Genomic DNA, 24,397 nt, shown 5'->3' on the forward strand with positions numbered 1-24,397 from the left:
TCCAGGCACACCATGGACATCACTCAGCTGCTGGCATTCTCGGTCAAGAACAAAGCATCGGACCTGCACCTCTCGGCCGGGCTGCCGCCCATGATCCGCGTGCACGGTGACGTGCGCCGCATCAACGTCGAGGCGCTGGACCATCGCGCGGTCCACGACATGGTGTACGACATCATGAACGACTCCCAGCGCAAGGTGTACGAGGAGACGCTGGAGGTCGACTTCTCGTTCGAGATCCAGGGCTTGGCGCGCTTTCGCGTCAACGCGTTCAATCAGAACCGCGGCGCGGGCGCCGTGTTCCGGACCATTCCGAGCAAGATCCTCAGCCTGGAGCAGCTCGCCGCGCCCAAGGTCTTCGCCGAACTGGCGCTGAAGCCCCGCGGCATGGTGCTGGTGACCGGCCCGACCGGCTCCGGCAAGAGCACGACGCTCGCGGCCATGGTCAACCACCTCAACGAGAACGAGTACGGCCACATCCTCACCATCGAGGACCCGATCGAGTTCGTTCACGAATCCAAGAAGAGCCTGATCAACCAGCGCGAGGTGGGCCCGCACACCCACTCGTTCGCCAACGCGCTGCGCTCGGCACTGCGCGAAGACCCGGACTGCGTGCTCGTCGGCGAAATGCGCGACCTGGAAACCATCCGCCTGGCGCTGACCGCTGCCGAAACGGGCCACTTGGTGTTCGGCACGCTGCACACGTCATCTGCCGCCAAGACGGTGGACCGCATCGTCGACGTGTTCCCCGCGGCCGAGAAGGAAATGGTGCGGGCGATGGTGTCGGAGTCCCTCGTGGCCGTCATCTCACAGAGCCTGTGCAAGTTGAAGGACGGCACGGGCCGCGTCGCGGCCCACGAGATCATGCTGGGCACCTCGGCCATCCGAAACCTGATCCGCGAGAACAAGGTGGCGCAGATGTACTCGTCCATCCAGACGGGCAATTCGCAAGGCATGCAGACGCTGGACCAGAACCTGACGGACCTGGTCCGCCGCAACATCATTTCCCCCGCCGAAGCTCGCTCCAAGGCGAAATTCCCGGAAAATTTCCCAGGCTGACCGCCCAAGGACACGCACCATGGAACGCGATCAGGCCTCCAAGTTCATCAACGACCTGCTGCGGCTGATGCTGTCGCGCAAGGGCTCCGATCTCTTCCTCACCGCGGAGTTCCCGCCGGCCATCAAGGTGGACGGCAAGCTGACCAAGGTCTCGCCGCAGCCGCTGTCGGGCCAGCACACGCTGCAGCTGGCGCGGGCCATCATGAACGACAAGCAGGCGGCCGAGTTCGAACGCACCAAGGAGTGCAACTTCGCGATCTCGCCGCATGGCGTGGGGCGCTTCCGCGTGAACGCCTTCCTGCAGCAGGGCCAGGTGGGCCTGGTGCTGCGGACGATTCCGTCGACGCTGCCCACCATCACCTCGCTGGACCTGCCCGTCATCTTGCGCGAGGTCGTGCAACACAAGCGCGGCCTGGTCATCGTCGTGGGCGCCACCGGCTCGGGCAAGAGCACGTCGCTGGCCGCCATGATCGACGAGCGCAACGAGACGACCTATGGCCACATCGTGACCATCGAGGACCCGATCGAGTTCGTGCACCCGCACAAGAACTGCATCGTCACGCAGCGTGAACTGGGCCTGGATACCGACAGCTGGGAGGCCGCGCTGAAGAACTCGCTGCGCCAGGCCCCCGACGTCATCCTGATGGGCGAGCTTCGTGACCGCGAGACGATGGAGCACGCCGTTGCCTTCGCCGAGACCGGCCACTTGTGCATGGCCACCCTGCACGCCAACAGCGCCAACCAGGCCCTGGACCGCATCATCAACTTCTTCCCCGAAGACCGCCGCCAGCAACTGCTGATGGACTTGTCGCTGAACCTGCGCGCGCTGATCAGCCAGCGCTTGTTGCCGCGTCGCGAGGGCAAGGGCCGGGTTGCCGCCGTCGAAATCCTGCTGAACTCGCCGCTGATCTCGGACCTGATCTTCAAGGGCGAGATCACCGAGATCAAGGAGCTGATGAAGCGCTCGCGCGAGCAGGGCATGCAGACCTTCGACCAGTCGCTGTTCGACCTGTACGAAGCCGGCAAGGTCACCTACGAAGACGCGCTGCGCAACGCCGACTCTGTCAACGACCTGCGGTTGCAGATCAAGCTCAACAGCGAGCGCGCCCGCTCCGGCGATCTCTCCTCCGGCACCGAACACCTCACGATCCTCTGACCTTGTCGCCCATGACCACCCGCAGCTACGACCCCGTCCCCTCCCGCCGCGTCGCCTTCCTGGGCCTGGGCGTCATGGGCCATCCCATGGCCGGCCATCTGGCGCGAGCCGGCCACCAGGTCACCGTCTACAACCGCACCGCGGCCAAGGCCGAGGCCTGGGCCAAGGAATATGGTGGCGCCTTTGCGGCGACGCCGGCCGAAGCCGCGCGCGGCGCCGAGTTCGTGTTCTGCTGCGTCGGCAACGACGACGATCTGCGCTCGGTGGTGCTGGGCGAGCAGGGCGCCTTCGCCGGCATGGCGGCGGGCGCGGTCTTCATCGACCACACGACGGCCTCCGCCGAGGTCGCGCGCGAGCTGCATGCCGAAGGCGCCCGGCGTGGCCTGCCCTTCATCGATGCGCCGGTCTCCGGCGGCCAGGCCGGTGCGGTCAACGGTGCGCTGACCGTCATGTGCGGTGGCGACTCGGCGCCCTTCGAAGCGGCCAAGCCCATCGCGCTCGCCTTCGCGAAGGCGGTGACGCTGCTCGGCGGCCCAGGTGCGGGTCAGCTCGCCAAGATGGTCAACCAGATCTGCATCGCCGGTGTCGTGCAAGGCCTGTCGGAGGCCGTGCGCTTCGGCCAGAACGCGGGCCTGGACATGGCCCAGGTGCTCGACGTCATCGGCAAGGGTGCGGCCCAGAGCTGGCAGATGGACAACCGCGGCAAGACCATGGTCGAAGGCAAGTTCGACTTCGGCTTCGCGGTGGACTGGATGCGCAAGGACCTCGGCCTCGTGCTCGACGAGGCCCGCCGCAACGGCTCACGCCTGCCGGTGACGGCGCTGGTGGACCAGTTCTATGCCGACGTGCAGGCCCAGGGTGGGAACCGCTGGGACACGTCCTCGCTAATCAAACGCCTCTGAGCATTTGATTCAAGCGCGCCGCCGGGCCGACCCTAGGCGCGCTTGAGCCGATGTGCTCAAGGGATCACTGCTTCTTGGGGAGCAGGCGCGCCAGTTCATCCTCGCTGATGATCTCGAACGCCCGCACCACCTTCTTGACGCCGCTGACCTGGCGCGCGATCTCGGTGGCGCGATTGGCTTCGCGCTCCGTCACGCGGCCCATCAGGAAGACCTCGCCGCGTTCGACGACGACGTAGAAGGCGTTGCTGAGCAGGTCGCGTGCATCGATGAACTGGGCCTTGACCTTGCCCTGGATGACGACGTCGTTGGAGCGGCCGCTCAGCGCGCTGTGCATCGTGACCGCGGTCTCGTTCATCACCCGGGTGACGTTCTCGACGCCGGCGACGATGCGCTCCAGCTGGGCCTGGTCGGCCTCGGTGCGGGCCTCACCGGTGATCAGCGCGACGCGGTTGTAGCTGTTGACGTTGATGTGGACCTTGTCGCCCAGCTGCTCGCGGATGCGGTTGCCAGCCTTGATCTCGATGGTTTCGTCTTCCAGCTGGGTGGCCGAGGTGCGGCGGTCGGTGGCGACGCTGACGCCACCCACCATCGCGCCGCCAATCAGCAGCGGCGCGCAGCCGGTGGCAAGCGTGCTGGCGAGGATGGCGGCGGTCAGGGTCAGGCTGAGTTTTTTCATCGGGCTTCCATCGGAAAAGTTATTCGTCGCTGCCAAGCAGTTGCAGGTCGACGGCGTCGGCCAGCGCATGCAGCAGCACACGCTGGGCTTCGATAACGCGCGGCTCGCGGCCGTGGCTGACGCGAATCTGGATATCTGTGTCCTGCAGCAGGCCGCGCCACTCGTCGGTGGCGCCCGGGGGCTGGGCCGTCAGCGCAATGATGCTCATCTCCTGCGCGTGGGCGATGGCAACGGCCGGCTGCCAGGCATCGCGCTGCTCGCGCAGCGGCTCGATCATGACGAGGACGTCACCCGGGTGGCCGTGGGCCTGCAGCAGGCGCGCGATGTCCAGGCCGGCGGCTTCACGGGCCTGGGCGGCCAGGCTCCAGGCGGCCAGGCCAGGGCGCTCCTGCTCGAAGCGGCCAGCCAAGCGGGCGGCCAGGTAGTCGGCCTCCATGCTGGCCAGGCCGTGCCCGGCGCAGAGGATGCGGTTGCCGCCGGTAATGGCGTCCACCACCATCTGCGCGGCCATCGCCAGGGGCCGGGCCAGTTGCTCGGCGGCTTGGTAAAGCAGGTCTGCGCTCTCGAAGAACTGCTGCTGGATTCTTTGCTCGATCATTGGGCGGCGATCATAGTCAGCTCAAATCGAAAGCCCCCTGTAACCAGGTGAGTTCGGCGCCGTCCAGCGCCACGACGTCGAACCGGCACGGAGGCGGGCTGGCGTGGCGGAGCAGATAGTGCTGGGCGGCGTAGATCAGGCGTTGCTGCTTCTTGGCGGTCACGCTGGCCGCCGCGCCGCCGTGCGAGGCATCGGCCCGCGCGCGCACTTCGACGAACACCAGCGTGCCGTCGCGGTCGGTCAGGATCAGGTCCACCTCGCCGGCGCGGCGGCTGGGGCCGGCGCCGACTCGATAATTCCGCTCCAGCAGGCGCAGGCCGGCGCGTTGCAGATGCGCCAGCGCGGCGTCCTCCGCCGCGTCACCGAGCGTCTTGGTATCCGGTTTTGATCGAGAGCCCCAGTTGAACATCGCCATTTCCGATCAGTCCCTGCTGCGCCAGGCCGCGGCCGCTGCCGCAGGTGGCCAGCAGTATCCGGCCGCCACGCTCTATCTCGTCGCGACGCCGATCGGCAATCTCGCCGACCTGAGCCTGCGCGCCATCCACCTGCTGGGCTTGGTGGACGCGCTGGCCTGCGAGGACACGCGCCAGGGGGCTCAGCTGCTGCGCCACCTGGGCCTGCACAAGCCGCTGATCGCCCTGCATCAGCACAACGAGCGCGAGGCCAGCGCCGGCGTGCTGGCGCGGCTGGCGGCGGGCGAGCGCGTGGCCTACGCGTCGGATGCCGGCACGCCGGCCATCTCCGATCCCGGTGCCGTGCTGGTGCAGCAAGCCGCTGCCGCCGGTTACCGCGTGCTGCCCTTGCCCGGCCCGAGCAGCGCGGCAACGGCCCTCAGCGTGGCGGGCGACACGGCCGCCCAGGGCTTTGCCTTCGTGGGTTTCCTGCCCACCAAGGCCGGCGAGCGTCGCACGGCGCTGCAGGCGGTGCTGGCTGTCGAAGAGCAGAGCCAGCTTGTCTTCGAGGCGCCGCACCGCATCGTCGAGTTGATAGCGCTGCTCGCCGAGCTGGCGCCCGACCGGCGCGTGACGGTTTGCCGCGAGCTGACCAAGCAGTTCGAGACCGTGCACACCGCCGAGGCTTCGACGCTGCCCGCCTGGCTGGCCGATGACAGCCAGCGCCAGCGCGGCGAGTTCGTCCTCGTGCTGCACGCCCGTGCGCCAGTGGCCGCAGCAGACGACGCGCTGCCGGCGGAGGCACTGCGCGTACTGGCGCTGCTGGCGGCGGAGCTGCCGCTGAAGCAGGCCGTGGCCCTGGCAGCCCAGATCAGCGGCGAGCCGCGCAACCGCCTCTACGAGGCGGGCCTGGCCCTCAAGCGCGGCGGCGACGAATAAAGAGGCTGCCGGCGGCCAGCCCCAACGCTAGCAGCAGGGCCGGTGCGGGCTCGGGCACTGCGGCAGCCAGCAGATAGATGTTGCCGTTGATGCCCACGGCGTAGAGCGAGCCGTCGCCGCCTTCACCGAAGCTGGTCAGTTGAAAGGTTCCAAAGGGGTCGGCCAGCTCGGTGGTCGTGCCGTTGCTGTAGCTCCAGATCTTGCCTGCGACGTAGTCGCCGTAGACGTACTTGCCGTCCAGGCTGGCGTCTGCGCCGTGATAGACGTAGCCGCCGATGACGGTGCCGCCCACGCTGCGGTCGTAGTCGAAGAGCGGCCCGGTCAGGTTGGGTGGCGTCGGGTCGCCGATGCCGGGCGTGGCGATCGAGCCTTCACGCACGCGCCAGCCGTAATTGGCGCCGCGGCCCAGGCCGGATGCTGCCGAGGCGAAGTCGACCTCTTCGCGCGCGCCTTGGCCGACGTCACCTATCCACAGGTCGCCCGTCAGGCGGTCGAAGCTGTTGCGGAAGGGATTGCGCAGGCCGTAGGCCCAGATCTCGTCGTTGCCGGCCACGCCGACAAACGGGTTGTTCGTCGGCACCGAGTAGCCGCCGGCGGCGTTGGGCGTGATGCGCAGCAGCTTGCCGAGGTTGCTGTTCAGGTTCTGCGCGTTGTTATCGGGGTCGTTGCCGCTGCCGCCATCGCCGGTGGCGATGTAAAGCTGGCCGGGGTCGGCGGCGCTGAAGCCGATCCAGCCTGCCTTGTGGTTGTTTCGCCCGGCCGGCTGGGCCACCGTGATGATGGTCTTGGCGCTGGCCAGGTCCACAGCGCCCGAGCCGTTGACCGTGTAGCTCGCAACGACGGTGCTCAGCGTCGTCTTGTCGATGTAGTCGACATAGAAGCGGCCGTTGCTGGCGAAGTTGGGATCAAACGCCAGGCCGAGCAGGCCACGCTCGCCGCCGGTGTCGACCTTGCCGGAGATATCCAGCCAGGTGGACACGCTGCCGCCCTGCTGCGTCTTGATGACGCCGCCCTTCTCGACGATGAAGAGGCGAGAGTCACCGGCCGGGGCGGTCAGGAAGACGGGCTGGCTGTAGCCCGCGCCGACCTGGGTGTAGGCCAGGGCGGGGGCGCTGGCGATGGCAGCCAGGGCCAGCGGGAAGAAATGCTTCATGCGACGCTCCAGGTTCCGTGAAAACGGTTGCGTCGCATGCTCGGCCGGGCGTCGGCCCGGCGGCCATCCCTAGCAGGCGGTTGCCAGGGACGGATTTGTTAGCGGACGTGTCAGCCCGGCGCGCTGGCGGCGCGGGCGTTGTGCTTCTTGCGGTGGATATCGCGGCTGGCACCGTCCTGCATCGCATGCAGACGGCGGCGCTCCTTGGCCGTGACCGTGCCGTCCGACTTGGCCTTGGCTTCGGCGTTGTTGATGTGGGCCTGCTCTTTTTCCAGGCGCTGGGTCTCGTGTGCCGTCAGGCTGCCACTGGCGGCGCCCTGGGCGATGCGCGCCTGCTGGTTGGCTTCGCGCTGGTCGACGCGCGGCGTGCTCGTCTGGGCGAAGGCACTGGCGCCGGCCAGGGTCAGCAGGGCGATCAGGGCTTTGTGGGAGGTCTTCATCGGGGGCTCCGTGTGGGGGTGGTTGCGAGGCCCATCCACAACGAAGGCCTAGTAACTGCCGCCGACAGGACATTCGTAAAGAAAAATATCACTGTCTTCGATCTGCTGAGTCACGCTTTCTAGAAGCCCATGATCGCCGTCGAACCCACCCCTGCCCGCTCGGCCGTCGACTGCTCGCAAATGCTGCAGCCTTTTGGCCTGACTGAGGCGTCGCTCAGCCAGGCGCTGCGCTTCATCACCGAGCCGCTGTCAGATTCCTGAGTCAATCCACGGTCGCCGTCGCTGTGACCGGCCGGTTATCAAGGCTCGTGTAAACGGTGAACGTGTACGTCCCTGGGGCTGGGGCACTCACGAGCGCGGAGATGATGTGCAAGTAATCGCCCGCAGGCACAGCTGCGTTTTCGCCGATCTCATAGGTATCAAAGTCGCGGCACTGAAGGTCCTGCCGGAATAAATTGTTGGCTGAGAACGCTTGTTGATTGCCAGGAATCTTCGACAGGTCGGTTTTGAGGTGCACGCGCGAGCCCATGGGAAGCCCGCTGGCGCCGCGCAATGACAATTGCCAACGGCCGTTTTGCGGCCACGTCTTGTCGCGCGTGAATATCACCATCACGTCGCTGAGCGAGGTGGTCGTGAGCGGTTGAGGCAGTACTTCGATGCCATCACTGGAAATCAAGTCTTGCGACGTGCGGCCGTGCACTTGAAAGTTCCAGAACCGCGGGTCGCTCGTGGGGCAGGCCGTCGCCCGCACTCCGGACACCATCGTCTGTTCGGCCGTGACGCGCGTACCGGCGGGTAGCCCCTCTGGCGCTGTGACGATGTAGATCAGCTGCTCACCAAAGGTAGGCGCCTCATACAGTTGGAAGAGCGGGTTGGGTCGAACAAGCTGAGCTTCTCTGCCATCGACACCGCTAGGCAGCGAAGCGAAGAAGCGCGCCCCTTGAGGCAGGCCAGATGGCGTAATGAAATCCACCGCGACCTGCACCGTTTCCCGCGCGCTGTCTCGGTTGGTGAAGATCATCTGAAATTTCTCTAGTTTGGTATCCGCCGTCAGGATCTGGACGGGAACTTCGACCGGCGTTGGATCCGTTGTCGTCCAGACCCTGAAGACATAGTTCCCCTGCTGCGAGGGGTTGTGGAAGGCTTGATTGCCGCTTGGGTAGAGTGCAAGCCGGACGGTTTGGCTGTTCGACGCGCCCCCGTCGAATGCAACGGACAGCACCCTTTCCCGAACTGACTGCCAGTGCACGGAGGAGGGCACCCCATCCCATCGGCGCGTACTGATGTCGCTGTCCCAAAGGCGGCCGTATTCGCCTGGAACCTCAATGAAAACCTTGTCGCCGGGGCCTAATGCCTTCGTTGGCCGAAACAAGATATCAAACCCAACGCTGGCATTGATGGCGCGCGAAGGGGGCTCCAGCAATACGCTGGAGAGGACGCTGGGTGGATGGCGAAGCGTGACGCTGACGGTCGCCGCTGAACTGTTGATCCCATTGCGGGTGACGACCAGTTGCACACGGTACCGACCCGGCACATCCGGCGTGAAGGCAGGTTTTGGCGATGATGCTGAGCTGAGTGTTGCCGCGCTGCCCGTCGGTTTTTCGACGAGTGACCATTGGTAGCTCAGCCCACCCAAGCCGCGAGCCAAACTTGCGCTGCCATCCAGAGTCACAGTGGCGGGTTGCTGCAGCGTCTGAGAAGGCCCGACAACGGCTTGAGGCTTTGCCGTAGCGTTGCGAACGTTCGTCACAAACCATTGCGGGTTCTGCAGCAGATCACCTTGCGCTTTGGCCTCCAGTCCGTTCATCAGCCAGACGACGGTCTGGCCCTTGCCGGCATGACGCCAGATCAGATCCGCCTTGCCATCGCCGTCCAGATCGGCGGCGCGCTCGACCGACCAGCCAGGCAACTTCACCAAGGGCTGCGGTGCAGAGAAAGACTGGTCAGGCTTACCGGTGCGTAGAGCCAGATTTGCTTGGCTGCCGGGGTCTCGCAGCAGAGCCGTAACAACGCCATCACCATGAAGATCTGCGAGCGCGGAAATCTGCGTTGCGGCGCCCCCAGATGCATCATCGAGACGCCCAAGAGTCGCGGTCGACCAAGCCGACGCGCCTTCGGCCTCAGTCTTGAGCAACAGCAAAGACGGGTTCTTTCCCCCTGTCAAAGCCGGGAAGGCGGCGCGACCAGACCCGTCCGGATCGACCAGTGCCAGCGGAACGGTGCCCTGGCAAGACGCATCGCAGGCAACGCGTCGACCGCCGGTCCGTGCGCTACCCTGCATCAGCCAGGTCTCAATCGTCGAATCCTTGCCGCCCCAGGCCAGGTCGCTGCGCCCATCGCCATCGAGGTCACCGACGCCGATGACACGCTCACCGGGTTCGCCGGCCAACAACCGGCTCTCCAGGATGCGGCTGCCATCCATCAGCCACATGACGGTTTGACTGGTTTTGGCGTTGTAAAAGATCAGGTCGGCCTTGCCGTCGCCATCGAAGTCGCCGGTGAAGACCACCTTCCATCCAGGACTTTCCAGCAACAACGTGATTTCGCTGGCGTCGGCCAACGCAGGGCCGTTCATGAGCCATACGGCCATTTGGCCTGTCTTCTCGTTCTCCCAGATGTAGTCGTCCTGTCCGTCGCCGTTGAGGTCGGCGACGAAATTCAGCCGCCAGTCGGGATGCTGGAACAGCGGATTGACGCGCTTTGGCTGAACCCCGTCGATCGTCCAGCTGACGGTCTGACCCGTGGTGGCGTTGAGCCAGATGAGGTCGGGGTAGCGTGCTGCCGATGTGCCGGCGGCCAGTCGCTTGGCCGTGGGGCTTGCACTGTCCGTCTGCGCAGGTGGACGCACGATGCTGGGCTGAGCCAGCACCTGCTCCATGCTCGGGCCGGTGACAGCCAAGCCAGCCATGGCCGTCGCGGTGAGCGGGGTGGCGCTGGTCTGAGGCATTTCGACTGGCTGGCCGCCCCCACAGCCGCCCAACACGAACGTCAAGACCGCAACCCACAATCCGTGGCTGTGCCGTATTTTCATCTCGCCCTCCCTGGCGTCATCATTTTTTTGGCGGCTGGAGTCTACCCAGCCGCTACGACGCTTTTAGGCATGCGTTCGAGGGGAGCGCCCCCTCGACTTGCCATGCGTTCAACGTGCGACGAAGGTTTGGTTGTCGCTAGCAGCACCCGGAGAGCCCGGCTCCTAGAATCAATCCATGATCGCCGTCGAACCCACCCTGGCCCGCCTGGCCACTGCACGCTCGCAACTGCTGGAGCCCTTTGGCCTGACTGAGGCTTCGCTCTCGCAGGCCTTGCGCGTCATCACCGAGCACCGCGTCGATGACGCCGACCTCTATTTCCAGACCACGCGCGCCGAGGGCTGGAGCCTGGAGGAGGGCATCGTCAAGAGCGGCAGCTTCAGCATCGACCAGGGCGTGGGCGTGCGCGCCGTGGCCGGCGAGAAGACGGCGTTTGCCTATTCCGACGACATCTCGCTGGACTCGCTGCTGGACGCCGCGCGCACCGTGCGCACCATCGCTGCGGCCGGCCAGAGCAAGAAGGTCAAGGTGCCTTCGCAGAGCCGTGTGGCTGGCAGCCGTGAGCTGTACGGCGTGGCCGATCCCATCGCCAGCCTGGATAGCGCCGCCAAGGTGGCGCTCCTGGAGCGCGCCGAAAAGATGGCTCGCGCCAAAGACCCGCGCGTGGCCCAGGTGATGGCCGGCTTGGCCGCCGAGCACGAGGTGGTGTTGATCGCTCGCGCCGACGGCACGCTGGCGGCGGACGTGCGCCCGCTGGTGCGCCTGTCCATCACCGTCATCGCCGAGAGCAGCGGCCGCCGTGAGGTGGGCTCGGGCGGCGGCGGTGGGCGCTTTGGTCTGGCTTATTTCACCGACGAGATGATTGCGAGCTACGTTGAGCAGGCGGTGCACGCCGCGCTGACGAATCTGGAAAGCCGCCCTGCGCCGGCCGGCGAGATGGTCGTCGTTGTTGGCCCGGGCTGGCCGGGCGTGCTGCTGCACGAAGCCGTCGGCCACGGGCTGGAAGGCGACTTCAACCGCAAGGGCTCCAGCGCCTTCGCCGGCCGCATCGGCCAGCGTGTCGCTTCCAAGGGCGTCACGGTGCTGGACGACGGCACGTTGCCGGATCGCCGCGGTTCGCTGAACGTCGACGACGAGGGCTGCGCCAGCCAGCGCAACGTGCTCATCGAGGACGGCATCCTGAAGGGCTACATCCAGGACGCGATGAACGCGCGGCTGATGAAGGTTGCGCCGACCGGCAATGGCCGCCGTGAGAGCTACGCCCACGTGCCCATGCCGCGCATGACCAACACCTACATGCTCGGCGGCAAGGACGACCCCAAGGAGATCGTCGCGTCCATCAAGAAGGGCTTGTACGCCACCAACTTCGGCGGCGGCCAGGTCGACATCACGAGCGGCAAGTTCGTGTTCTCGGCCAGCGAGGCCTACTGGGTCGAGAACGGCAAGATCCAGTACCCGGTCAAGGGCGCCACCATCATCGGCAATGGGCCGGACGCGTTGACCCGCGTCAGCATGATCGGCAACGACATGGCCCTGGACACCGGCGTGGGCGTCTGCGGCAAGGAAGGCCAGAGCGTGCCGGTGGGCGTGGGACAACCGACATTGCGGATTGAGGGGCTGACGGTGGGTGGGACAGCCTGACCGGTTCGTGCTGCACGCCGACACTGCTGAGGCATTCGCCGAGATAGCGCGAGGCTTTTGCGCTTGGTGCGAGAGTTCATCGCTCGGTGCTCAACCGGAGCGCGACGCCGCAATATGGCTTGCCCGGCTCCATGCAGCCGCGCTGACGTTGCCGGAAGTCGATCCCGACAACGAGGACGGTCTATCCGATTTGCCCGAAGCGCCAGCGGCCCAGGCTGCGGCAAACCTCGCCCTTTTCATGGGCTGGTACTACCGCGAGTTTTTCGACCCGAATCCTTCGTTGGAAGACGAGGCGGTGATGGGCGACGTCGGCGATGACCTGCTGGATATCTACAAGGATGTGAAGTCCGGCCTTGTCCTGATGGATCAAGGAAAACAAGTCGAAGCGCTGTGGTACTGGGCGTTCCTGCACCGCATCCACTGGGGGCGCCATGCGGTTGGAGCGCTCTTTGCGCTGCACTGCGAGCCCATGGCTGACTGACGGTCCCAACGCCAGTCAGGCGACGACCTTGACGCTGAGCAGCGGCAACCCCGCAATCGTCCCCTCCATCAGATCCCCCGGCACTACCGGCCCGACGTTCTCCGGCGTGCCGCTGTAGATGATGTCGCCCGGCATCAGCTCGAAGGCCTGGGACAGCTGGGCGATCTGCTCGGCGACGTTCCAGATCATCTGGTTCAGGTTGGCGTCCTGCTTGACCACGCCGTTGACCTTCAGCGTGATCGCACCGGCCGTGAAGTGGCCGACCTGGGCGACGCGGTGGATGGGGCCGATGGGCGCGGAGCGGTCAAAGCTCTTGCCGATCTCCCAGGGCTTCTTCTGGTCGCCCATGCCGCGCTGCAGGTCGCGGCGCGTCATGTCCAGGCCCACGGCATAGCCGTAGACCAGGTCCAGCGCTTTCTCCACCGGCACGTTCTTGCCGCCCTTGTGCAGGGCCGCGACGAGTTCCAGCTCGTAGTGGTAGTTCTTGGTCAGCGTCGGGTAGGGGTTGCTGGCCGTCGTGCCGGGTGCGACGAACTGCACCGCGTCGCTGGGCTTCTGGAAGAAGAAGGGCGGTTCGCGCGTCGGGTCCGACCCCATCTCGCGGGCGTGGGCCGCGTAATTGCGGCCGATGCAGTAGATGCGCCGCACCGGGAAGACCTCGGTGCTGCCCGCGATGGGCACGAAGGGCTGCGCGACGGTGAAAGGCGACGCGGAGGCCGCGGTCGTCGTGGCGCAGCCGGCGGCCGCGAGGCCCGTGACGGCGGCGCCCAGCGCGTGACGTCTTTGCATGGCTTGTCTCCTGGTGCAGCCACCATTGGCGGGCAAGCCTCGCGCCGGGTCAAGCGGGCAAGCCCTCCGCCCTCAGCTCGCGCGCCGCAGCCACCATATGCCGCAGTGCGGCCTCGGTCTCGGGCCAGGCGCGCGTCTTCAGCCCGCAGTCGGGGTTGACCCAGAGCAGTTCGGGCGGGATGACGGCGGCGGCTTTCTTCAGCAGGCGCAGCATCTCGGCTGCGTCTGGCACACGTGGTGAGTGGATGTCGTAGACGCCCGGGCCGATCTCGTTGGGGTAGCGGAAGTCGGCAAAGCCGCTCAGCAGTTCCATGTCGGAGCGGCTGGTCTCGATGGTGATGACGTCGGCGTCCATCGCGGCGATCTCGGGCAGGATGTCGTTGAACTCCGAGTAGCACATGTGGGTGTGGATCTGCGTGTCGTCACGCACCGTGCTGGCGGCCACGCGGAAGGCGCGAGTGGCCCAGGCGAGGTAGGGCCCCCAAGCGGCTCGGCGCAGCGGCAGGCCCTCGCGGATGGCGGGTTCGTCGATCTGGATGACGGCGATGCCGGCGGCCTCCAGGTCGGCCACTTCGTCGCGGATGGCGAGCGCAATCTGCAGTGCGGTGTCGGCGCGCGGCTGGTCATCGCGCACGAAGGACCATTGCAGGATGGTGATGGGGCCGGTCAGCATGCCCTTCATCGGCTTGTCCGTCAGGCTCTGTGCGAACACGGTCCAGTCCACCGTCATGGCCCGCGGGCGGGACACGTCGCCGAACAGCACCGGTGGCTTCACGCAGCGCGAGCCATAGCTCTGCACCCAGCCGTTGCCCGTGAAGGCGAAGCCGGCCAGTTGCTCGCCGAAATACTCCACCATGTCGTTGCGCTCGGCCTCGCCGTGCACCAGCACGTCCAGGCCGAGCGCCTCCTGCTTGCGAACGGCCAGCTCGATCTCGCGCTGCATGGCCTGTCGGTAGGCGGGCTCTTCCAGCGTGCCGCGCTTGAAGGCAGCGCGGGCGGCGCGGATCTCGGCCGTCTGCGGGAAGGAGCCGATGGTCGTCGTCGGGAAGGCCGGCAGTTGCAGGCGTTTGCGCTGCGCGAGCTGGCGGGCGGGGAAGGGCGAGCGACGCTGGTCGGCGTCGGCGGGCAGTGCCTTGAGGCGGGCTGCGACGGTGCCGTTGCGCACGCGAGGGCTGACGACGCGGGCCGCGCGGGCGACGCGGGACTCGGCCAGTTCGCGCGCCACGCCAGCTTCATCGGCCCACAGCGCGCGCTTGAGCACGCGCAGCTCGTCCAGCTTCTCGACGGCGCCGGCCAGCCAGCCCTGCAGTTCGGTGTCCAGCGCCGCGTCGTGGCGCAGGCTGAAGGGCACGTGCAGCAGCGAGCAGGATGCCGCCACCCAGAGCCGCCCGCCACGCAGCTCGCGGGCGTGGTCGAGCAGCTGCAGCGCGCGGTCGAGGTCGCTGCGCCAGATGTTGCGGCCGTCGATGATGCCGACCGACAGCTCGCGGTCCGCCGGCAGGCGCGTGGCCACGGCGAGCAGTTCCTGCGGCGCACGCACGGCGTCGACATGCAGGCCGGCCACGGGCAGCTCGCAGGCCAGCGCGAGGTTGTCGCCCAGCGGCGAGAAATAGGTGGCCAGCAGCACATGCTGCTCGACCTTGGCCAAGCGGGCATAGGCCTGGCGCAGGGCGGCCTGCCAGGCGGGGCTCAGGTCCAGCCCGAGGATGGGTTCGTCCAGCTGCACCCAGGTCACGCCGCGGGCGGCCAGGCGGGTCAGCAGCTGCTCGTAGGCGGGCAGCAGGCGGTCCAGCAGCGCCAAGCGGTCAAAGCCTTCCTCCTTGCTCTTGCCCAGGTACAGGAAGCTCACCGGCCCGAGCAGCGCCACCTTGGGGCTGGCCGGCAGGGCGATGGCTTCGTCCACCTCGGCCAGCAGGCGCTCGGGCGCCAAGCTGAAGGCCGTGGCGCTGTCAAACTCGGGCACGAGGTAGTGGTAGTTGGTGTCGAACCACTTGGTCATCTCCAGCGCCGTGGTGTTGACTCCGCAGCAGGCCTCGCCGTGAGCATGAGTCGCCGTGCCGCGTGCCATCGCAAAGTAGCGCTGCAGAGAAGTCTGCTGGCCGCTGAAGCCGAAGCGCGCTGGCTCGCAGCCAAAGAGCTGGATCAGATTGGCGACGTGGTCGTAGAGGGCAAAGTCGCCCACCGTGACGTGATCCAGGCCGGCCTGCTGCTGCAGCTTCCAGTGCCGGGCGCGGAGTTCGGCGGCCTGTGCCTCCAGGGCGTCGGCGCTGATCTCGCCGCGCCAGTGGCGCTCCAGCGCCGTCTTCAGCTCGCGCTGCTCGCCCATGCGGGGGAAGCCCAGAATATGAGTCTTGATCACGATGAATCTGTTGGTGTTGAATCAGATTCGTGATGATCGGCATTTGTTATCTATGATTCAAACGAAACGTTTTTTGAATCATCACAAGTTCTGCTCATGCAAGCGCCGCTTGAATTCCGCCACCTGCGCACGCTGGTCGCCTTGCGCGAGGCCGGCAACCTGTCGCGCGCCGCGCAGCTGCTGAACCTGACGCAGTCGGCCCTGTCCCACCAGCTCAAGGGCCTGGAAGAGCACTACGGTGCCGAGCTGTTCGCGCGCAAGAGCAACCCGCTGGTCTTCGGCGTCGTCGGCCAGCGGTTGCTGAAGCTGGCCGACCATGTGCTGCCGCAGGTCGACGAGGCCGACCGCGACGTGCGCCGCCTCGTGGACGGCTCGGCCGGCCAACTGCGCATCGCCGTCGAATGCCACACCTGCTTCGACTGGCTGATGCCGGCCATGGACGCCTTCCGCGGCCGCTGGCCCGAGGTGGAGCTGGACATCGTCTCCGGCTTCCAGGCCGACCCCGTGGGCCTGCTGCACCAGGACCGCGCCGAGCTGGCCATCGTGTCCGACGTGGACGCCGACGAGACCGGTGTTGTCGTGCACCCCCTCTTCAGCTTCGAGATCGTCGCGCTGCTGCCCAAGGGCCATGCGCTGCTGGGCAAGCCCTGGCTGGAGGCGGTCGACTTTGCCGAGCACACGCTGATCACCTACCCGGTGCCCGACGAGATGCTGGACCTGGTGCGCCGTGTTTTGCAGCCCGCCGGCATCACGCCGCCGCGGCGCACGAGTGAGCTGACGGTGGCCATGCTGCAGCTTGTCGCCAGTGGCCGTGGCTTTGCTGCGCTGCCGCTGTGGGCGGTGGAGGGCTACCTAGCTCGTGGCTACGTCGCGCGCCAGCGCATCGGCGAAGCGGGGCTGACGGGGCGGCTCTACGCAGTCAGCACCCAGGCGCTGGCGGCCAAGCCCTTCCTGGCCGACTTCGTGCGCATCATGCGAGAGACCTCGCTGCTGAATCTGGCGGGCACCAGCCTGCTGTGATGTCGCGCCGCGCGATGGCTGCTTTGCGCGGCGCCGAAACCGCGCCGCCGGCAGCGTGCTAGATTCCGCTCCCATGTCCCGCGCTGCGTTTTTTAGCTTTTGGTTTTTTCCCCGCCCCGGCGGTGGAGAGTCCTGAGCGCGCGCGCTGAACCCAGACTCCCTACAAACCGCCGGGCCTCCAAAGCCCGGCGGTTTTTTGTTTTCTGAAAGGCCTTTTCCGTGAACGCCAAAGTCTCCTCCGTCGAACCCGAAGCCCAGCGCTGGTACTCCCAGGACGACAAGACCAGCGCCACCGATGACGAGCGCATCCTCGACATCACGCCGCTGCCGCCGCCGGAGCACCTGATCCGCTTCTTCCCCATCCGCGGCACGGCGATGGAAGGGCTCATCAGCAACACCCGCCAGCGCATCCGCAAGATCATGAGCGGCGAGGACGATCGGCTGCTCGTCGTCATCGGCCCCTGCTCCATCCACGATCCGACGGCCGCCATCGAGTACGCCCGCAAGCTGAAAGTGCAGCGCGAGAAGTACGCCGACACGCTCGAGATCGTCATGCGCGTCTACTTCGAGAAGCCGCGCACGACGGTGGGCTGGAAGGGGCTGATCAACGACCCCTACCTCGATGAGAGCTACCGCATCGACGAAGGCCTGCGCATCGCCCGCCAGCTGTTGCTGGAGATCAACCGCCTGGGCGTGCCGGCCGGCAGCGAGTTCCTGGACGTGATCTCGCCGCAGTACATCGGCGACCTGATCGCCTGGGGCGCCATCGGTGCGCGCACGACCGAGAGCCAGGTGCACCGCGAACTGGCCTCGGGCCTGTCCGCTCCCATCGGCTTCAAGAACGGCACCGACGGCAACATCAAGATCGCCACCGACGCCATCCAGGCTGCGGCGCGCGGCCACCACTTCCTGTCGGTGCACAAGAACGGCCAGGTCGCCATCGTCGAGACGCGCGGCAACGAGGACTGCCACGTCATCCTGCGCGGCGGCAAGGCGCCCAACTACGACGCCAAGAGTGTGGCCGAGGCCTGCGCCGACCTGGCCAAGTCCAAGCTGCCGCAGCGCCTGATGGTCGACTGCTCGCACGCCAACTCCAGCAAACAGCACCAGCGCCAGCTGGACGTGGCGCGCGACATCGCCGGCCAGATGCGCGAGGGCGGCAAGAGCATCTTCGGTGTCATGGTGGAGAGCCATCTGAACGATGGCGCCCAGAAGTTCACGCCCGGCAAGGACGACCCCGCGGCCCTGGAATACGGCAAGAGCATCACCGACGCCTGCCTGGGTTGGGACGACTCCCTGGCCGTGCTGGACGTGCTGTCCGAGGCCGTCAAGGCCGGGCGCTGACACAATCCGGGCCATGCAAGCCCGGATCACCGTTGTCTTCGCCACCGGCGCGCCGGTCGACATCCAGCTCGACGGCGCCGAGGTGTTGAGCTACGAAGCAGCGCGCCGCTGGCTGGACGAGAACTTCGTCCGCCTGGAGTGCGAGCCGCTACGCGGCTCAGGCAAGGTGCTGCTGGCCGACAAGCTGGTGGGCATTGCGCTCGCCGCCGGGCCGGCCGCGTTTGCCGATGCCGCCTGGGCGCTGGACTACGCCCGCGCGGCGGCCGGTTCGCTGTCCAAGGCGCTGATCAAGGTCGACGTGCCCCGTCTTGCCGTGTCTTACTAGCCTCTTGAACTCAACCCCGCGCGGCCTCATGTAGGCCGCGTTTTCGTTCACGGAATTCCCCCCGCCATGACCAAGCAAACCCACGCCTTCCAGGCCGAAGTCAAGCAGATCCTGCACCTCGTCACGCACTCGCTGTACTCCAACAAGGAGATCTTCCTGCGCGAGCTGGTGAGCAACGCCAGCGACGCCTGCGACAAGCTGCGCTTCGAGGCCCTGGACAACGCCGCGCTGTTCGAAGACCAACCCAACCTGGAAGTGCGCGTCAGCTTCGACGAGGAAGCCAAGACGCTGACCATCAGCGACAACGGCATCGGCATGAGCGCCGAGGAAGCCGCGTCGCACCTGGGCACCATCGCCAAGAGCGGCACGCGCGAGTTCATGGCCAAGCTCGAAGGCGACCAGAAGAAGGACGCCCAGCTCATCGGCCAGTTCGGCGTCGGCTTCTACTCGGGCTTCATCGTCGCCGACCGCATCACGGTCGAGACCCGCCGCGCCGAGCTGCCGGCCGACCAGGGCGTGCGCTGGAGCAGCGAAGGCACCGGCGAGTACGAGCTGGAAACCATCACCAAGCCCGGCCGCGGCACCGACGTCGTGCTGCACCTGCGCGACGGCGAGGAAGAGTTCCTGAAGACCTGGCGCGTCAAGTCGACGATCAGCAAGTACAGCGACCACATCTCCCTGCCCATCCTGATGAAGAAGGAAGAGTGGGACGCCGACAACGCCAAGCAGGTCGTGCTCGACGAGTGGGAGCCGGTCAACAAGGCGTCCGCGCTGTGGTCGCGCAGCAAGAGCGACGTCACGCCCGAGCAGTACGAAGAGTTCTACAAGCAGATCAGCCACGACAGCGAAGCGCCGCTGGCCTACACGCACAACCGCGTGGAAGGCCGCAGCGAATACACCCAGCTGCTCTACATCCCGCAGAAGGCGCCGTTCGACCTGTGGAACCGCGACAAGCGCGGTGGCGTGAAGCTTTACGTGAAGCGCGTCTTCATCATGGACGACGCCGAGGCGCTGATGCCGGTGTACCTGCGCTTCGTCAAGGGCGTCATCGACTCGGCCGACCTGCCGCTGAACGTGAGCCGCGAGCTGCTGCAGGAAAGCCGCGACGTGAAGGCCATCCGCGAGGGCTCCACCAAGCGCGTGCTCGGCATGCTGGAGAGCCTGGCCAACAGCGAAGAGCAGGCCGACAAGGACAAGTACGCGGCCTTCTGGACCGACTTCGGCCAGGTGCTGAAGGAAGGCATCGGCGAAGACCACCAGAACCAGGAACGCCTGGCCAAGCTGTTCCGCTTTGCGTCCACGCATGCCGACGCGAACGTGAGCCTGGCCGACTACGTGTCGCGCGTGAAGGATGGCCAGGAGGTCATCTACTACATCACCGCCGATTCGCTCGCCGCCGCCAAGCACAGCCCGCAGCTGGAGATCTTCCGCAAAAAGGGCATTGAGGTGCTGCTGCTGGTGGACCGTGTCGACGAGTGGATGCTGAGCCACTTGTACGAGTTCGAAGGCAAGACGCTGCAGTCCGTCGCCAAGGGCGCCGTGGACCTAGGCAAGCTCCTGGACGAGGACGAGAAGAAGAAGGCTGACGAGACCGCCGAGAGCCTGAAGCCGTTGCTCGACAAGTTGAAAGAAGCGCTGAAGGACCGCGCCAAGGACGTGCGCGTGACGACCCGCCTGGTCGACTCGCCCGCCTGCATCGTCGTGGAAGAGGGCGACATGAGCGGCCACCTGGCGCGCCTGCTCAAGCAGGCCGGCCAGACCGCGCCTGAAAGCAAGCCGACGCTGGAGATCAACGCCGAGCACGCGCTGGTCAAGAAGCTGGACGCGAGTTCGGCATCTCAGGCCCACTTCGACGACCTGGCCCAGGTGCTGTTCGACCAGGCCGTGCTGGCCGAGGGCGGCCATCTGGAAGATCCCGCCGCGTACGTGCGTCGCGTCAATGCGCTGCTGACTGGCTGAGTCTTTGGGAGGCGTTGAGGTTCGGCGCATAGGCTTCGCGGCCATGCGCCTCCTCACCTCCCTTTCGATCACCCTCGCGCTGGCCGGCTGCGCCAGCCTGCCGCCCACGCACACCCTGCAGCTTGGCGCCAGCCGCATTGCCTATGTGCAGGCGGGTGCCGGCCAACCGGTGGTGGTGTTCCAGTCCGGCCTGGGCGACGGCAAGGATGTGTGGGGCGCCGTCATCAGCCGCGTCGCGCCGGGCACGTCGGTTTTTGCCTATGACCGCCCGGGCTATGGCGAGAGCAGTGCCGTGCCGGCCGCGCCGCGCGACCCCTGCAGCATCGCGCGCGAACTGCATTCAGCGCTGCAAGCCGCCGGGCAGCACCCGCCCTATGTGCTTGTCGGCCACTCCATTGGCGGCCTCTACCAATACGTCTTCGCCAAGCTCTACCCGGCCGAGGTTGCCGCGGTGCTGCTGGTCGACCCGACCCATCCCGACCATTGGGCGCGCATGCAGCGCGAGGCGCCGGCCTCTGCGCGCATCCTCGGTGGCATGCGCGCGACGGTGTTTGGCGCCGCGATGCGCGCCGAGTTCGACGCCCAGGCATCAGTCGACTGCGCCAAGGCCCAGCCGGCACCGAGCATGCCGGTGCGCCTGCTCGCGCGCTCCAGCTTCGGCTTGGCGGAGAAAGGCGCTTTCGAGACCCTGGTCCGTCGGCTGGAAGCGGACTGGCTGCAGCTGATGCCCGGCGCCACACGGCGCCAGGTGGACGGCGCCGGCCACTACATCCAGAAGGACCGGCCCGACGTTGTCGCCGAGGAGCTGGATGCGTTGATCCGGCGCTGAGCAGCGCCTCAGGCCGCTTGGGCGAGGGCGACGGCGTCGGCCCCGGCCGCAAAGCGCAGGCGCTCCGAGCGATCGTGGGCGGCCTGCCAGACGGCCTCGGCCACGTCCTGCTCCGTCGTCACCGCCGCCGGTTGGGCGAAGGCCGCGAAGATCGGCTGGGCGAAGGGCATGTAGGCGTCGGGGATCAAACCCTGGATGCGCGCGGCGCCGTTCTCGGCGAAGCGGGTCGTCGGCGCATAACCCGGTTCCACGAGCTTGACGCGGATGTTGAAGGCCGCGAGTTCGTGAGCCACCGAGCCGGTGAGGCCGGTGATGGCCGTCTTGCTGGCCGTGTAGACACCGGCCAGCGGCATGGGCGCCAGCGTCACGCTGGACGTCACGTTCACGATGACGCCCGCGCGGCGCTCGCGGAACTGCGGCACGACAGCCTGCATCATGGCCATGACACCGAAGGTGTTGGTCTCGAAGACCTCGCGCGCGGTGTCCATGGACGTCGCTTCGAAGGCGCCGACGACGCCGATGCCGGCGTTGTTGACGAGCACGTCAATCGGGCCGGCGGCCCAGACCGCCGCGGCGATGCTGTCCAGCCGGGTCACGTCCAGGGCCAGCACGCGCAGGCGGTCCGAGCGGGGCAGCAAATCTTCGCGCGGCGTGCGCATGGTGGCGATGACCTTCCAGCCCTGAGCGAGGAAGTGGCGGGCAGTGGCCAGGCCGTAGCCCGAGGAGCAGCCGGTGATGAGAACGGTTTTCATGGGGAGGTCCTTTCAAGGGTGGGTAGCGAGGACCTCACGATATCGAGCGAAGACAGGACTATGAATAACAGAGAATCCGCATTTGTTTAGTCAAAGTCCAATCCAGCGGAGAATCGGGTGATGAGTGATCCGCTCACCGAAGTCGTCCGGCTGATGCAGCCGCGGGCCGTCTTCGCCAACCTCATCAGCGGCAAGGGCGACTGGGCGGTGCGCTACGCCGAGTACGGACAGCCCAGCTTCTGCATCATGTTGGAGGGCAGTTGCCTGCTGGCTGTGGACGGCCACGAGCCGGTGACGCTGAGCGCCGGCGACTTCGTGCTGCTGCCCACCACGCCGCCGTTCACGATCTCCAGCTTCGGCCCCGCGCCGGCCGTCCACATCGATCCCAAGCTCGTGCCGGGCGGCAACGGCGAGCGGCGCCACGGCGACATGGACGGCGAGCCCGACATGCGCTCGTTGGGCGGCGCCTTCCTGTTCGACGGCGCCGAGCCGGGCCTGCTCATCTCGTTGCTGCCCGGGGTCGTCCATGTGCGGGGCTCGCAGCGGCTGGCCCAGCTCGTGCGCATGGTGGGCGAGGAGTACGAGGAGCAGCGGCCGGGCAACGAATACATGCTGTCGCGCCTGGTGGGCATGCTGCTCGTCGAAGCCATGCGCTGGACGACGGCGGGCAGCGCGCCGCCTGGCCTGCTGCGCGGGCTGGGGGATGAAAGACTGGCTCCAGCGCTCAGGCAACTGCATGCCCGGGTGGAGCACGCCTGGACGGTGGGGGAGTTGGCCGGCGTCGCGGCGCTGTCGCGCTCGGCGTTCTTCGACCGCTTCACCCGCACGGTCGGCGCCACGCCGATGGCCTATCTGCTGGGCTGGCGCATGGAGATCGCCAAGGGGCTACTTCGGCACGAGGGGGTCGCCGTCGCCGACGTGGCGGAGCGCGTGGGATATGGATCGACCAGCACGTTCAGCACGGCGTTCTCCCGGCACGTCGGGCAGCCGCCCAGCCGGTATGCGCGAGCGGGCGAGGGGGCCTAAGGTGCGCGGCTGGCGCCCGCCAACCGCGGCTTTCGCCGTCTTTACGTGGTTTTGTGACGGTTTTGCGACAGCTCCCGCACCCCCGGGCTTTCGCCCCGGACGGCTCGCGGCTACCCTACTAGGGTTTTCACCGAGTTAGCGTCGTACATGGTTCCGAGTGAGTTCTGCGCCTCTGTTCCCGCCGTGCCAGCGGCCATGGTGACCCGCCGCCTCGTGCTGAGGCCGCCCCGGGAAAGTGATCTCGACACGCTGACGGCGCTGCATGCCGACCCTGCGGTCAACCGCTTCTGTGCCGCGGCCACGCCGCATGGCCGGGCGGCAACCGAAGCGCAGTTGCAGACGTGGCTCTCCCACTGGCAGACCCGTGGCTTCGGCCATTGGGCCATTGCCGAGCGCGAACAGCCCGACACGCTGATCGGTTTCGGCGGGCTGATGCATCGCAGCGTTGCCGGCCACGCCGGCCTGTACCTCTACTACCGGATCACGCCCCAGGCTTGGGGCCGCGGCCTGGCGTCCGAGATGGCCCAGTACGCGATGAGCCAGGCCTTCGAGCAGCGCCACGAGGCGGCCGTCGTCGCCGCCGTGCTGCCGAGCAACGCACCCACACGCAAGACGCTGGAAGGTCTCGGCCTGCGCCCCAAGGGCACGCTGGCGGATGGCCCCGGCAGCGCCGCGGCCCTGCTGTACGAGCTGACCGGCAACCGCTGGGCCAGCCTGCCGCGCGGCGAGCCGGAAGCGGTGGCTTTCGCCGCCTGATCCTCAGCCGGGAAAGCGCCGCAGGCCGGCGAGGTCCAGCACCCGCAGGCCGCCGTACTCGATGCGGATCAGCCCTGCGCCGCTCAAGCCGTGCAGCGCCTGGTTCACGCGCTGGCGCGACAACCCCACCAGATAACCCAGCTCCTGCTGCGTGATGCGCAGCCAGTTGCCCACGCCCGGGTAGAGCGTGGGGTGGAAGAGGGCGGCCAGGTTGCGCGCAACGCGCACGTCGGGGTCGTGGATGCGGTCGGTCTCGCGGGCGGCAATGAATTGCCCTAACCGTTCGTTCAGCTGATTCAGCACGAAGCGGTTGAAGGCGATGCTGCCGTCCAGCAGCGCATGGAAGCTGTCGATGGGCAGGCCGGCGACAACGCTGGGCCGCAGGGCCTGGATGTTGTAGCGGTAGACCTCGCGCTTGAGCAGCGTGCCCTCACCGAACCAGCCGCCCGGCGGGACACCCGTGAAGGTGACGGCCGCACCCAGCGAATCGTCGTTGTTCATCTTCAGCAGGCCGTCGACGACGCCGAACCAGAAGTTCGCCGGCCGGCCGATGCGGCACAGGCGCTCGCCCGGTTCGGCATCGGCCACCTCCAGCGTCGTGATGGCGCGCTCGCGCTGTGGGCCGTCCAGCAGCTTCAGCCAGGGAATGGCGTCCAGCTCGGCCGGGGTGGGCCTGCGGGCGCGTTGGCGCAGGCTGAGTGGGGTGTCGGCCATGTTGGACGCTTGAGGGGCGGGAAAGTCTGGGCCGTGAAGACCCGTAAATTGTCGTCGTACA

The 24,397-nt window shown here is 67.1% G+C and carries 24 protein-coding genes; 14 read left to right on the forward strand and 10 right to left on the reverse strand.

What is annotated here, in order from left to right:
- Positions 1-12 precede the first annotated feature (12 nt).
- The 3 genes from AC07V5_RS29600 to AC07V5_RS29610 are packed head-to-tail and all read left to right on the forward strand — an operon-like array spanning position 13 to position 3,114.
- Positions 13-1,056, forward strand: a complete 1,044-nt coding sequence (locus tag AC07V5_RS29600) for a type IV pilus twitching motility protein PilT (protein WP_495119196.1) — start codon at positions 13-15, stop codon at positions 1,054-1,056.
- Positions 1,057-1,075: 19 nt separating this feature from the next.
- Positions 1,076-2,212, forward strand: coding sequence for a PilT/PilU family type 4a pilus ATPase (locus tag AC07V5_RS29605; RefSeq protein WP_495119197.1), 1,137 nt, complete (start codon positions 1,076-1,078; stop codon positions 2,210-2,212).
- A gap of 11 nt (positions 2,213-2,223) precedes the next feature.
- Entirely contained in the window at positions 2,224-3,114 is an 891-nt protein-coding gene (locus AC07V5_RS29610; RefSeq protein ID WP_495119198.1) for an NAD(P)-dependent oxidoreductase, read from the forward strand.
- A 64-nt stretch (positions 3,115-3,178) separates the two neighbouring features.
- Here AC07V5_RS29610 and AC07V5_RS29615 read toward each other — a convergent pair whose 3' ends face one another.
- Genes AC07V5_RS29615 through AC07V5_RS29625 form a run of 3 tightly spaced genes read right to left on the reverse strand, consistent with a single transcriptional unit; the run spans position 3,179 to position 4,803 of the window.
- A complete protein-coding gene (locus AC07V5_RS29615; RefSeq protein ID WP_495119199.1) occupies positions 3,179-3,790 on the reverse strand; it encodes a BON domain-containing protein in 612 nt (203 codons plus the stop codon).
- A gap of 19 nt (positions 3,791-3,809) precedes the next feature.
- Positions 3,810-4,388, reverse strand: a complete 579-nt coding sequence (locus tag AC07V5_RS29620) for an SIS domain-containing protein (RefSeq protein WP_495119200.1) — start codon at positions 4,386-4,388, stop codon at positions 3,810-3,812.
- A gap of 16 nt (positions 4,389-4,404) precedes the next feature.
- Complete coding sequence (locus tag AC07V5_RS29625) at positions 4,405-4,803, reverse strand: YraN family protein (protein WP_495119201.1); 399 nt, start codon at positions 4,801-4,803, stop codon at positions 4,405-4,407.
- On the opposite strand from AC07V5_RS29625, the gene rsmI reads away from it, so the two are divergent.
- Complete coding sequence (gene rsmI / locus AC07V5_RS29630) at positions 4,790-5,719, forward strand: 16S rRNA (cytidine(1402)-2'-O)-methyltransferase (RefSeq protein WP_495119202.1); 930 nt, start codon at positions 4,790-4,792, stop codon at positions 5,717-5,719. The two genes, AC07V5_RS29625 and rsmI, sit on opposite strands and share 14 nt — an antisense overlap.
- Here rsmI and AC07V5_RS29635 read toward each other — a convergent pair.
- Both AC07V5_RS29635 and AC07V5_RS29640 read right to left on the reverse strand, forming a co-directional pair.
- Complete coding sequence (locus AC07V5_RS29635; protein WP_495119203.1) at positions 5,697-6,872, reverse strand: PQQ-dependent sugar dehydrogenase; 1,176 nt, start codon at positions 6,870-6,872, stop codon at positions 5,697-5,699. The genes rsmI and AC07V5_RS29635 overlap by 23 nt on opposite strands.
- A gap of 110 nt (positions 6,873-6,982) precedes the next feature.
- Positions 6,983-7,312 carry a hypothetical protein gene (locus AC07V5_RS29640; RefSeq protein WP_495119204.1) on the reverse strand — a complete coding sequence of 110 codons (330 nt, stop codon included), beginning with the start codon at positions 7,310-7,312 and terminating at the stop codon, positions 6,983-6,985.
- Positions 7,313-7,441: 129 nt separating this feature from the next.
- Here AC07V5_RS29640 and AC07V5_RS29645 point away from each other — a divergent pair, with 129 nt between their 5' ends.
- Positions 7,442-7,573: a hypothetical protein gene (locus AC07V5_RS29645; protein ID WP_495119205.1), complete on the forward strand. Its 132-nt coding sequence runs from the start codon at positions 7,442-7,444 to the stop codon at positions 7,571-7,573.
- Between the two features lies 1 nt (position 7,574).
- Here AC07V5_RS29645 and AC07V5_RS29650 read toward each other — a convergent pair whose 3' ends face one another.
- Positions 7,575-10,343, reverse strand: a complete 2,769-nt coding sequence (locus tag AC07V5_RS29650) for an FG-GAP repeat domain-containing protein (RefSeq protein ID WP_495119206.1) — start codon at positions 10,341-10,343, stop codon at positions 7,575-7,577.
- A 175-nt stretch (positions 10,344-10,518) separates the two neighbouring features.
- Between AC07V5_RS29650 and tldD the strand changes: the two genes are divergently transcribed.
- Entirely contained in the window at positions 10,519-11,982 is a 1,464-nt protein-coding gene (gene tldD, locus AC07V5_RS29655) for a metalloprotease TldD (RefSeq protein WP_495119207.1), read from the forward strand.
- Positions 11,983-11,989: 7 nt separating this feature from the next.
- The gene (locus AC07V5_RS29660) at positions 11,990-12,463 is read left to right on the forward strand and encodes a DUF5063 domain-containing protein (RefSeq protein ID WP_495119208.1); all 474 of its coding nucleotides are present in this window, start codon (positions 11,990-11,992) and stop codon (positions 12,461-12,463) included.
- Positions 12,464-12,478: 15 nt separating this feature from the next.
- Here AC07V5_RS29660 and AC07V5_RS29665 read toward each other — a convergent pair whose 3' ends face one another.
- Together AC07V5_RS29665 and metE are read right to left on the reverse strand one after the other, a co-directional pair.
- Positions 12,479-13,252, reverse strand: coding sequence for a fumarylacetoacetate hydrolase family protein (locus tag AC07V5_RS29665; RefSeq protein ID WP_495119209.1), 774 nt, complete (start codon positions 13,250-13,252; stop codon positions 12,479-12,481).
- A gap of 49 nt (positions 13,253-13,301) precedes the next feature.
- On the reverse strand, positions 13,302-15,578 hold the full coding sequence (metE, locus tag AC07V5_RS29670) for a 5-methyltetrahydropteroyltriglutamate--homocysteine S-methyltransferase (protein WP_495119360.1): 2,277 nt from the start codon (positions 15,576-15,578) through the stop codon (positions 13,302-13,304).
- 129 nt (positions 15,579-15,707) lie between these two features.
- On the opposite strand from metE, the gene AC07V5_RS29675 reads away from it, so the two are divergent.
- The 5 genes from AC07V5_RS29675 (at position 15,708) to AC07V5_RS29695 (ending at position 21,088) form a co-directional block, all read left to right on the forward strand.
- Positions 15,708-16,631, forward strand: a complete 924-nt coding sequence (locus AC07V5_RS29675) for a LysR family transcriptional regulator (protein ID WP_495119210.1) — start codon at positions 15,708-15,710, stop codon at positions 16,629-16,631.
- 219 nt (positions 16,632-16,850) lie between these two features.
- The gene (locus AC07V5_RS29680) at positions 16,851-17,975 is read left to right on the forward strand and encodes a 3-deoxy-7-phosphoheptulonate synthase (protein ID WP_495119211.1); all 1,125 of its coding nucleotides are present in this window, start codon (positions 16,851-16,853) and stop codon (positions 17,973-17,975) included.
- A 13-nt stretch (positions 17,976-17,988) separates the two neighbouring features.
- The gene (locus AC07V5_RS29685; RefSeq protein ID WP_495119212.1) at positions 17,989-18,300 is read left to right on the forward strand and encodes a hypothetical protein; all 312 of its coding nucleotides are present in this window, start codon (positions 17,989-17,991) and stop codon (positions 18,298-18,300) included.
- Between the two features lie 66 nt (positions 18,301-18,366).
- Positions 18,367-20,259: a molecular chaperone HtpG gene (gene htpG, locus AC07V5_RS29690; protein WP_495119213.1), complete on the forward strand. Its 1,893-nt coding sequence runs from the start codon at positions 18,367-18,369 to the stop codon at positions 20,257-20,259.
- Positions 20,260-20,302: 43 nt separating this feature from the next.
- Positions 20,303-21,088: an alpha/beta fold hydrolase gene (locus AC07V5_RS29695; RefSeq protein ID WP_495119214.1), complete on the forward strand. Its 786-nt coding sequence runs from the start codon at positions 20,303-20,305 to the stop codon at positions 21,086-21,088.
- 8 nt (positions 21,089-21,096) lie between these two features.
- Here AC07V5_RS29695 and AC07V5_RS29700 read toward each other — a convergent pair whose 3' ends face one another.
- The gene (locus tag AC07V5_RS29700) at positions 21,097-21,840 is read right to left on the reverse strand and encodes an SDR family oxidoreductase (protein WP_495119215.1); all 744 of its coding nucleotides are present in this window, start codon (positions 21,838-21,840) and stop codon (positions 21,097-21,099) included.
- A gap of 120 nt (positions 21,841-21,960) precedes the next feature.
- On the opposite strand from AC07V5_RS29700, the gene AC07V5_RS29705 reads away from it, so the two are divergent.
- Positions 21,961-22,866, forward strand: coding sequence for an AraC family transcriptional regulator (locus tag AC07V5_RS29705; protein ID WP_495119216.1), 906 nt, complete (start codon positions 21,961-21,963; stop codon positions 22,864-22,866).
- Between the two features lie 195 nt (positions 22,867-23,061).
- Positions 23,062-23,622 carry a GNAT family N-acetyltransferase gene (locus tag AC07V5_RS29710; protein WP_495119217.1) on the forward strand — a complete coding sequence of 187 codons (561 nt, stop codon included), beginning with the start codon at positions 23,062-23,064 and terminating at the stop codon, positions 23,620-23,622.
- 3 nt (positions 23,623-23,625) lie between these two features.
- Here AC07V5_RS29710 and AC07V5_RS29715 read toward each other — a convergent pair whose 3' ends face one another.
- Entirely contained in the window at positions 23,626-24,336 is a 711-nt protein-coding gene (locus AC07V5_RS29715; RefSeq protein WP_495119218.1) for a Crp/Fnr family transcriptional regulator, read from the reverse strand.
- Positions 24,337-24,397: the final 61 nt, after the last annotated feature.

It is taken from the genome of Roseateles sp. GW821-FHT02E12, from assembly GCF_059421665.1.